Annotated in this window: 8 protein-coding genes, 1 rRNA gene, 1 riboswitch and 1 other annotated feature; of the genes, 4 read left to right on the forward strand and 5 right to left on the reverse strand. The window is 34.5% G+C overall.

The features are described 5' to 3' along the window. Positions 1-825 precede the first annotated feature (825 nt). Positions 826-2,307, forward strand: a 16S ribosomal RNA gene (locus VIM70_RS08305). A gap of 257 nt (positions 2,308-2,564) precedes the next feature. Further along, positions 2,565-3,059, forward strand: a complete 495-nt coding sequence (locus VIM70_RS08310) for a dihydrofolate reductase (RefSeq protein WP_331945286.1) — start codon at positions 2,565-2,567, stop codon at positions 3,057-3,059. A gap of 73 nt (positions 3,060-3,132) precedes the next feature. Here VIM70_RS08310 and VIM70_RS08315 read toward each other — a convergent pair whose 3' ends face one another. Then, on the reverse strand, positions 3,133-3,918 hold the full coding sequence (locus VIM70_RS08315; RefSeq protein WP_331945287.1) for a cell wall hydrolase: 786 nt from the start codon (positions 3,916-3,918) through the stop codon (positions 3,133-3,135). Positions 3,919-3,935: 17 nt separating this feature from the next. Further along, positions 3,936-4,064: riboswitch (cyclic di-AMP (ydaO/yuaA leader) on the reverse strand. Positions 4,065-4,289: 225 nt separating this feature from the next. On the opposite strand from VIM70_RS08315, the gene VIM70_RS08320 reads away from it, so the two are divergent. Further along, a complete protein-coding gene (locus VIM70_RS08320; protein WP_331945288.1) occupies positions 4,290-4,445 on the forward strand; it encodes a hypothetical protein in 156 nt (51 codons plus the stop codon). Positions 4,446-4,574: 129 nt separating this feature from the next. On the opposite strand, the gene VIM70_RS08325 is transcribed toward VIM70_RS08320, so the two are convergent. Then, on the reverse strand, positions 4,575-5,084 hold the full coding sequence (locus VIM70_RS08325; RefSeq protein ID WP_331945289.1) for a tryptophan transporter: 510 nt from the start codon (positions 5,082-5,084) through the stop codon (positions 4,575-4,577). 133 nt (positions 5,085-5,217) lie between these two features. Then, positions 5,218-5,466 (reverse strand) — a binding site (T-box leader). Positions 5,467-5,713: 247 nt separating this feature from the next. Between VIM70_RS08325 and VIM70_RS08330 the strand changes: the two genes are divergently transcribed. Beyond that, on the forward strand, positions 5,714-6,400 hold the full coding sequence (locus VIM70_RS08330; RefSeq protein ID WP_331945290.1) for a DUF554 domain-containing protein: 687 nt from the start codon (positions 5,714-5,716) through the stop codon (positions 6,398-6,400). Positions 6,401-6,483: 83 nt separating this feature from the next. Here VIM70_RS08330 and uvsE read toward each other — a convergent pair whose 3' ends face one another. The 3 genes from uvsE to VIM70_RS08345 all read right to left on the reverse strand — a co-directional run bounded on the left by uvsE (position 6,484) and on the right by VIM70_RS08345 (position 10,056). Then, complete coding sequence (uvsE, locus tag VIM70_RS08335; RefSeq protein WP_331945291.1) at positions 6,484-7,446, reverse strand: UV DNA damage repair endonuclease UvsE; 963 nt, start codon at positions 7,444-7,446, stop codon at positions 6,484-6,486. A 452-nt stretch (positions 7,447-7,898) separates the two neighbouring features. Next, positions 7,899-9,146, reverse strand: a complete 1,248-nt coding sequence (locus VIM70_RS08340) for a HAMP domain-containing sensor histidine kinase (protein WP_331945292.1) — start codon at positions 9,144-9,146, stop codon at positions 7,899-7,901. Between the two features lie 226 nt (positions 9,147-9,372). Further along, positions 9,373-10,056 carry a response regulator transcription factor gene (locus VIM70_RS08345; RefSeq protein WP_331945293.1) on the reverse strand — a complete coding sequence of 228 codons (684 nt, stop codon included), beginning with the start codon at positions 10,054-10,056 and terminating at the stop codon, positions 9,373-9,375. Positions 10,057-10,115 lie beyond the last annotated feature (59 nt).

Here is a 10,115-nt window from a genome sequence, read left to right on the forward strand (position 1 = left end):
ATACGACGGGAATTCCCCGACCGCGTCGCATCGACATTGCAAACGTCACCGCGTCCGAACAGCGTGCGCCAAAATGCTGGCCCCGATGCAGAACGTCAATGCCGCAAAACTTCCTGCTGCATTCCGATGGACCCGAAAGGAGGAACGCCAATTTGCGATCGTCACGTTCGATCCACGAAATGTTGGCCGCCTGACCCGGCGACCGATTTTTTTTCCGAACAACTCCCCGTCAGAACGCCGCAGCATTGTGGCTGATAGATGGCTAGCCTCTGTAATACCTCAGCTTTTGGGCGCGCGCGCGAGATGACGTTTTTCTGACGATTGACGTTGACAGATCCGAGTTGGAGGGCCTATAAACCGGCCACTGAGCGCGGCGGCGCCGGGGCCCACGGGTCCGGGCGGGTGTTCGCGCCTTTGAAGCTCCTCATCAAGGTGAGTGACTTAACAGCCGATAGGTGTCGGTTGTGATTCGTTGTCTTGTGAGGTTGCTGGCTCCTCTGCAACAGAGGCGCCATGATTTTCTCCCTTATGGGAGGGCGATGCTTCGGCGTCGGGTTGTTTGACAAGTTTAGATGAAGAAAGAGAAACGTGGACGGCGGAGTCCTTGCGGGTCTCGGTTCTGAAGCATTCGGCGCAAGCTGGTGTTTTTGGATTGAGGCCGGACGAAAGACTTCGGCGGTACACGTTTTGATACAAAGGTTACACCATCGTTGTTTGCGCTGTGAAGCGCGGACGGCAGGTTCGCTCAAATCTCAGGATTTGCTCGGACCAAGTATGGTGGGACCTCGTCAATACGATGTGATCAGCCGGTTCAAAGTTCAAGTCCAACTTGAGAGTTTGATCCTGGCTCAGAGCGAACGCTGGCGTCAGGCTTAACACATGCAAGTCGAACGGGCATAGCAATATGTCAGTGGCAGACGGGTGAGTAACGCGTGGGAACATACCTCTTGGTTCGGAACAACACAGGGAAACTTGTGCTAATACCGGATAAGCCCTTACGGGGAAAGATTTATCGCCGAGAGATTGGCCCGCGTCTGATTAGCTAGTTGGTGTGGTAAAAGCGCACCAAGGCGACGATCAGTAGCTGGTCTGAGAGGATGATCAGCCACATTGGGACTGAGACACGGCCCAAACTCCTACGGGAGGCAGCAGTGGGGAATATTGGACAATGGGCGCAAGCCTGATCCAGCCATGCCGCGTGAGTGATGAAGGCCCTAGGGTTGTAAAGCTCTTTTGTGCGGGAAGATAATGACGGTACCGCAAGAATAAGCCCCGGCTAACTTCGTGCCAGCAGCCGCGGTAATACGAAGGGGGCTAGCGTTGCTCGGAATCACTGGGCGTAAAGGGTGCGTAGGCGGGTTTCTAAGTCAGAGGTGAAATCCTGGAGCTCAACTCCAGAACTGCCTTTGATACTGGAAGTCTTGAGTATGGGAGAGGTGAGTGGAACTGCGAGTGTAGAGGTGAAATTCGTAGATATTCGCAAGAACACCAGTGGCGAAGGCGGCTCACTGGCCCATTACTGACGCTGAGGCACGAAAGCGTGGGGAGCAAACAGGATTAGATACCCTGGTAGTCCACGCCGTAAACGATGAATGCCAGCCGTTAGTGGGTTTACTCACTAGTGGCGCAGCTAACGCTTTAAGCATTCCGCCTGGGGAGTACGGTCGCAAGATTAAAACTCAAAGGAATTGACGGGGGCCCGCACAAGCGGTGGAGCATGTGGTTTAATTCGACGCAACGCGAAGAACCTTACCAGCCCTTGACTTCCCGATCGGGGGACCAGAGATGGACATCTTCAATTGGTCGGTGACAGGTGCTGCATGGCTGTCGTCAGCTCGTGTCGTGAGATGTTGGGTTAAGTCCCGCAACGAGCGCAACCCCCGTCCTTAGTTGCTACCATTTAGTTGAGCACTCTAGGGAGACTGCCGGTGATAAGCCGCGAGGAAGGTGGGGATGACGTCAAGTCCTCATGGCCCTTACGGGCTGGGCTACACACGTGCTACAATGGCGGTGACAATGGGACGCTAAGGGGCAACCCCTCGCAAATCTCAAAAAGCCGTCTCAGTTCGGATTGGGCTCTGCAACTCGAGCCCATGAAGTTGGAATCGCTAGTAATCGTGGATCAGCATGCCACGGTGAATACGTTCCCGGGCCTTGTACACACCGCCCGTCACACCATGAGAGTTGGTAACACCCGAAGTCCGTGAGGTAACCGTAAGGAGCCAGCGGCCGAAGGTGGGATTGATGATTGGGGTGAAGTCGTAACAAGGTAGCCGTAGGAGAACCTGCGGCTGGATCACCTCCTTTCTAGGGAGTAGATGCTTTGACTTCGGTCAAAGTACAAGAAGAATATTAATTTATTTTTCAAAAATTCTAATGTAATTATTCGGTACCTAATTCTCTGTTTAATTTTGAGAGACTAATAGTCTGAAAAATGTAATGAGCAATTGTATAAATGCTATTTAGTGTTTACTATTGGTCATTTTATTTTTTTGAAAAAGTATTTTCAAAATTTTTAATTATAATACTTATAAACTATAGATATAATATTAGAGGAGGACTATATGAATTTAATAGCAGCAGTTGATTTGAATTGGGGGATTGGATATAAGTGTGAATTATTAGAAAAAATACCTGAAGATATGAAGTACTTTAAAGAAAATACCCTAGGAAAAGTTATTGTCATGGGAAGAAATACACTTGAATCTTTCCCTAATAAGAAGCCATTAGAACAAAGAATTAATATAGTGCTTACTAAAAATAAAAACTATAACTGTGAAGGGGCCATTCTATGTTATTCATTAGAGGAACTTTTTAAAGAATTAAAAAAATATAATAATGAAGATATATTTATTATAGGTGGAGAATCTATTTATGCTCAATTGATTATTCATTGTCGTAAGGCATATATAACTAAAATATATAATGAGTATGAACATGATAAAATATTAGTGAATTTAGATAAACACCCGCTATGGGAAAAAGTTTCAACTAGTAAAAAACGAGAATTTAAAGAGGGCATATATTACACCTTTAATACTTATGTTAAAAAATTATAATGATGATATAAAAAAACAAACTTCCACAATTTTGTGGAAGTTTGTTTTTAAGTTTTTTAATTATAATAATTTACTAATAAGCAAAAATCAGTTTGCCTAGAGTAGTAGCTACCTTCTTAGAAGTTAACCATGTATTCGTTACAGTGTTATCATAAAAATATAAGGCTCCATTAGTTGGGTCTGTTCCTTTTAGTGCTTCATATGCTGCGTTAGTTGCAGTATTAGATGCGGTATTATTAATCATACCATTCATTACTGGAGTGAACTGGTAACAATTATTGTTTTTCTCATTGATTACTGCACTAATATTACTAGGATACTGTGAACTTTGAACTCTATTCACTACTACAGCTCCTACAGAAAGCATTGCGTCGTAGCTCTCGCCAGATGCCTCAGCAGTTATTAATCTAGCTAATAACTTTACGTCACTATTGGAATACTTAATAACTTTAGAAGTGTCCTGTGGCTGAGCTTGTCCACTTTTAGGAGTAGTCTGTGGTAGGGCTTGTTCACTACCTGAATTAGTTGGAATTTTAAAGACATCTCCAGGATAAATAGTATCACTCCACTTATTATTTTCACTTCTTATCATATTCAAAGGTAAACTATATCTCTTTGCTATGAAATATAGGGTGTCTCCACTAACTACTTTATAAGTTTTATTTGGAACATCAAGTAATTGCCCAGAATATATGGTGTCGTTTGATAGTCCATTATTTTTAATTAAAACATTAGCAGTTGTGTTATAAGCGTTACTGATTTCACCTAATGTATCACCAGATTTAACTTTATATGAAGCAGCAAATACAGAGATGCTACTAGCTAAAGTTAGCGTTAACGCTAAAAGAGTAGTTTTCAAATTTAATTTAATAATAACGAGCCTCCTTCAAAAGCCTACGAGGTTAGTTGACGGATTCGGGTTAAAGGCACCCTACTCTAAAAAAGAGATTCACCCCATAAGGAAATCCCCCGTTCTCCATTTAGGAGATTTGGCAATGTAATGTCTATATTATAACATAAAACGACAAATTAATCTATGTAAGAAATTGGTATTGAAATTTGAACTTTAATACAAAAAAATGCTAATGTAAATAGTAAAAATATTGTTGACTAATATATTCTGAAAAATAATTCATTTAGGAATATATATATTTTATTTTTTTGCTAATACTATAGTTAAACGATACAATAAGTGTTTTGTAGCGAAAAAAGAAAGTGGAGGTGTTATTTTTGGAAAATGATAATAATAGAAAAGTAAGTAGAGAAAAACAAATTGTAGAAGATCAAAATGGAGCGAAAAAAATATTTGTAAGCGAAGTTCAGAAATTCAATAAGCCAGAAGGTTATGATGACGCTTTTAAACAATATTATCCTGAACAAGAATAAAGTCCTTTAATTTTTTAAAATAAAATAGAGTATGAATGTTTAAGGTAAAATAGAATAATATTCATCAATTAAATAAAGAACCAAGCTCAAACTTTGAGCTTGGTTCTTTGAGTTTTGCATAAAGTACAGCTAATTTATGAATTTGCTTTTTAGTACTGGGTTAATTACAATAAGTTTCTGTAGAGAGTATCCCATAAACGAATTAAATACTGAAGTAGGAAGCACTATGGATACAAAGAGTACTAAAAAAGGAGCTGGTAAACCAAATAGAGTAAGAGCTGAACCTAGAAAAATACCTCCACTTATTAAAGTTCCAAGAAAATAAATACCTGCTAATTTAAGCGGAGAATCAGAATTCAAATTCTTATAAATAACATATACTATTATTGAGGTTAGTGTTTTATCTATAATGCTAGGGAGTTGACCACCTGGAAAAGTAGTACTTAAAGCAGATAAAAGACCTGCTACTATTCCTGTAGTAATAGCCATTTTAAAATCTTTCGTGAGTATTATTGATAAAATCATAAATATCAATAAGAAATCTGGCTTCATTCCTAAAAATATACCTGGTGTAATTTGATGTAATATAAGACCTATTGCAAGTAACAGAGAAGTTATTATTATTTTATTTGTTTTCATAAAAAGCAGCTCCTTTTCAAAATAATTAATATTTGTTGGTTTTGATATTATTTTAAAAGCTAGTATCTTTCAGAACATCACATTAACCACCACCTTTGAATTATTATTTAAAATAAAAAAAACTTTCACCCTATATTAGGGCGAAAGATATTCGCTGTACCACCTAAATTATGCTACAAAAATTAAGCATATTTTATAATTCGAGCACTAAAATACTCTAGCCCTTTTAACAGTGGGCATCCGGTAACTACTACTCTCAAAATATGATTTCGGGTTACTTCTAGCAGGTCCATTCACTAAAGTTATCAATACTGAGATCACACTATCCTCAGCTCTCTGAAATTGCATTGCCTTAACTACTCTTCCTGATCAATGAATTTATAATATTATCAATCTAAAAAACAAGTTAATTAATGATATCACTATGATATTCAACTGAATTTATAAGATTAAAAAAATTATAGCACTAAAATCATTAAATGTAAAGAGCTATTTTGTTTAATATATATTATTACATTAATTTATTAATTTTATAGAAATTATTGAAAAATGGATTCTTTTAGTGGATAAGATAAACTTTTAAGTTTATAATTATTATTAATGTTCTGGGAATAAGGGGGAAAGGGATTATGTTAGGTACAATTGTAAACTCATTATCAATATTAATGGGAGGAATTATAGGTTCGTTTTTTAAAAATAAAATTTCTAATACATACAATGAGACAATTATGAAAGCTTTAGGACTATGTGTAATAATTATTGGACTAAAGGGTGCACTTCAGGGGAATAACATATTGCTACTAATTATTAGCATTACATTAGGAACCCTAATTGGTGAAATAATAAAAATTGAAAAAGGTATAGAAAATGTTGGAGCGTGGCTAGATAGTAAAGTTTCAAGCCAAAATGGATTGGCAAATGGGTTTGTAACAGCTAGTTTGGTGTTTTGTGTTGGTGCAATGTCTATAATGGGATCACTTGAGAGTGGTCTTTCTAAAAATTATAGTATATTGTACGCCAAATCTTTACTAGATGGTATATTTGCAATTATATTTTCATCTTCGCTGGGTATTGGAGTATGTTTTTCGGCTATAACAGTTTTTATATACCAAGGTATTATAACTTTAACAGCTTCTCTCATGAAACAATTTTTAATATCTTCTGTAGTAAATGATATGTCTGCTGTTGGGGGATTACTAATTGTAGCAATTGGTGCAAATATGCTCGATATTAAGAGAATAAAAGTTGGGAACATGCTTCCAGCTATTTTCGTGCCTCTTTTATATTATATGATTAGAATGGCCATTGGGTTTTAGTAAAGATTAAAACTATTATAAATAAAGACAAGACTTCAGTAACATTATAAATATTACTGAAGTCTTGTCTTTATTTAGCTATTTTATTGAAATTCAATTGTGCTATTATCAAGCCAAGTCCACTCAGGTTTAAAAACTTTTACATCATCTAAAAGCTGATGAAAAGCCAAATCCGCTTGCTTCGCTTCGAAAAGTACATCTAAATCCATTCCTAAAGGAATACATTTTTCAATAAACTCAATGAAGGATGCTGCATCAATATTATCAGCATGTTTTTTGTCTTTCTCACCGGTTTTTGGGGTAGAAAAATGTACTTTTGGTGGTAGTGGTTGACCTTCCCAAGTTGAAAATATATCTTTTAACATAGGTTCTAGTTCATCACCACCGCTATTGCAGTTATGGTGGTGTACATCTAATACCATAGGTGCATTTATTTCTTTGCATATGTTTAATACTTCTTTGGTAGTAAAGCTTTTATCATCATTTTCAAATACTAATAATTGTGTTATTTCCTTTGGTAAGTTATTAAAATTCTTAAAGAATCTTTCTGTAGCAGCAGCTTTTCCGCCTTCTTTACCACCAATGTGCAAGACCATTTTTCCTAAGGGATAATTAAGATCTTTAAAAAGATTTGCGTGGAACTGAAGATTTTTTGTAGTAGTTTTTATTACTTCTTCCTTAGAACTGTTTATAACATTTGATTCATCAGGATGAGTATCTACCCTTAAATTATTATTGTTAATGAAATTTCCAAGCCAATCAAAATCCATTTTTAGAATTCTTCTAAATTCCCAATCTGTAACTTCAGGATGAGTTGCTAATGGAATTAAAGCAGAAGTTATCCTATAAAAATGTACATTGTTTTTTACAGTGTATTCTAGAATTTTATACAAATCATTAACGTTTGATACCGCTACCTTTTGTAGTTTTTCAAGTTTGTCTCTGGCCGTCGATTGTTTAGTATATGTAGAAAAAGTTACTGTGCTTGCGGAAGTTATTTTTGCTGCCTTTAAAGCTGTAGCCACGTATCCTAATCTTATTTGCATAATATCACTCCTCATATAATATTGTTATATTTTTGAATATAAATTAAAACATCTCTATTAACTGATATTCTTTAATATATTTAAATTGTTGTTCAATATCAAAATTCATTCTGTAAATTATAATATTCTTTAATAAGTATAAGTTTATAGCTATCATTCTGCCTATAATGAAGTTGATTTATAAATATTGTACTAAATATATTAAGTAAATATTTATAAATTTATTAATCAGATAGTTATATGCAGACGTTAATACTTCAGAATCTGTATAAAATATTTTAAATGCTTCTTAAAAACCACTTATTATTCAAATATAATATTAAAAAAGAATTAAGAATAAACCCAAATTTAATCATATCACAAAACTATAGTATATGTAAAACAATATACACATAATTGAATAAATATTTGCATAGTTTGATGGGTTTCATTACAAAAAAGATAAAAATATATTATAATATCATTTTTATTGGAAGCCCAATCCTTATTGTTGTTCCTTCTTCAAGTCTGCTTTCTACTATAATAGAACCGTTGTGTTTTCCTATAATCCATTTTGCAATAGATAAACCAAGGCCTGTTCCGCCACTTTCTTTTGCTCTTGATTTATCACATCTATAAAATCTATTAAAAATATAGGGAAGTTCATCTTTGGGAATACCTATCCCCGTATCTTCTATTTCAAGCATTAAATTTTTCGTCTTAATATAGCTATTTAACTTAATACTTCCGCCGATTGGAGTATACTTTATGCTGTTATCAATAAAAATTCGTAATGCTTGTTTTAGTAATTTTTTGTCTGCATAAACAAGTAATTCTTCATTGATATTAGTTGAAATTCCATGATTAGGGTCAATTAGTTTCGTTTCTTTTATAATTTCATCTACTAATTCATTGATATAAAACTCTTCTTTGTAAATTTTTTGTGTGTTCTTATCACTTCTCGCAAGGAAGAGAAGTTTTTCCACTAATTGTTGCATATTGTAAGATTCATCTTTGATAGCTTCAATAGATTCCACAAGTATCTCTTTGTCATCTTTTCCCCAACGATGCAACATGTTTGCATAACCTTGGATAACAGCTATGGGAGTTCTCAGTTCATGTGAGGCATCCGATACAAACTGATTCTGCATTTCATATGAAGTCTGAATACGATCTAACATTTCATTAAAAGTTTCAGCTAGTTGTTTCAACTCATCGTGAGAATTGCTAACATTTAGCCTTTTTTCCAAAGCATTAATTGAAATAGCTTTTGTTGTTTTCGTCATATTTTTTATTGGAAGAAGCATTTTTTTACTTGATTTAGAGCCAACTCCTAATATGATAACTAAAGAAAATATATTTATGATAAAAATAATAAAAGTGAAAATACCCCAATATTCATTTTCTTTAACTAAATTTTTAGAAAATTGTAATAAAATAATTTTATTTTTAACTCTTACTTTAGTTGTAACAAAAACGAGTTGTTCATTTACATTATTAATAAAAGGGTAAGGTGAACTATCTTTATGATAAGATAAATTTTTTTTATCCTTTTGAGTAGAATAAAGAAGAACTTTTTTTTCGTCAAAAATATTAAATGTCACATATTCTAAATTAGAAAATATATTAACATTAATGCCCTGAATATCCTTTCCTAATTTAGTATAATTAATAGCTACTGCACTATATTTACTTAGTTCACCTTGTGCTTCATTTAACAAAAAGAATCTAAAACCGATAATTAAACCAACACTTAAGAGGAACATTGTAATAGAAAAAATAAGAGTATATACCGCGGTCATCTTAAAACTAATTGAAAACCTGAGCCGTTTATGAATTTTGTGTACTAGTTTTTTTACTAATTTAGGTATAAAATTTAGTATTATCCTTGTCACCCTCAATAGAAATCGGAAGTACTGTAATATAAGCTTAAAGACAAATTTAAAATTATTCATCTTTTAAAAGATATCCCACCCCTCGCACTGTATGAATAAATTTCTTGCTGAATCTATCATCTATTTTACTTCTTAAATATCTTATGTAAACATCTACTACATTAGTATCTCCCATATATTCATATCCCCATACCTTGTCTATAATTTTATTTCTTGTAAGCACAATATTTTTATTTTCTACTAGAAATTTAAGTAAATCAAATTCCGTTTTAGTTAGATCTATAGAGTTATTTCTAAAAGTAACCATATGTTGATCTAAGTCAATGGCCAATTCTCCAATAGATAATATATTTAATATGCCCTTGAATACTGGTATTTTTTTTAATGCTGTCCTTATTCTTGCAAGTAATTCTTCAATAGCAAAAGGTTTAGTCATATAGTCATCGGCACCTATGTCAAGGCCCAAAACTTTATCCATTATTTCATCTTTAGCAGTGAGCATTATGACAGGAATTGCTGACACTTGCCTTAGTCTTCTTAATACTTCAAGGCCATTTAAGGAAGGCAACATAACATCAAGAATTATGAGGTCAAAAATTTCACTAGTGGCTTTATCTAAACCCTCACGTCCATCATGAGATTGCGTAACCGTATAACCTTCATATCGTAGTTCTAATTCAAGAAATCGAGCTATTTTTATTTCATCTTCAATTATTAAAATTTTTTGCCCACTCATATATACGCTATACCTCCAAAATATATTATGTTATTAATTTATTATATATTATTTTATAT

The sequence above is a fragment of the Clostridium sp. genome (genome assembly GCF_036569345.1).
In the GTDB taxonomy this organism is placed as follows: domain Bacteria; phylum Bacillota; class Clostridia; order Clostridiales; family Clostridiaceae; genus Clostridium_AD.

What these genes read in the sequence shown, in the direction of transcription:
- VIM70_RS08310 (WP_331945286.1), top strand. Translation starts at nt 2,565, where the DNA reads ATGAATTTAATAGCAGCAGTTGATTTGAATTGGGGGATTGGATATAAG.
- VIM70_RS08325 (WP_331945289.1), bottom strand. Translation starts at nt 5,084, where the DNA reads ATGAAAACAAATAAAATAATAATAACTTCTCTGTTACTTGCAATAGGT.
- VIM70_RS08330 (WP_331945290.1), top strand. Translation starts at nt 5,714, where the DNA reads ATGTTAGGTACAATTGTAAACTCATTATCAATATTAATGGGAGGAATT.
- uvsE (WP_331945291.1), bottom strand. Translation starts at nt 7,446, where the DNA reads ATGCAAATAAGATTAGGATACGTGGCTACAGCTTTAAAGGCAGCAAAA.
- VIM70_RS08345 (WP_331945293.1), bottom strand. Translation starts at nt 10,056, where the DNA reads ATGAGTGGGCAAAAAATTTTAATAATTGAAGATGAAATAAAAATAGCT.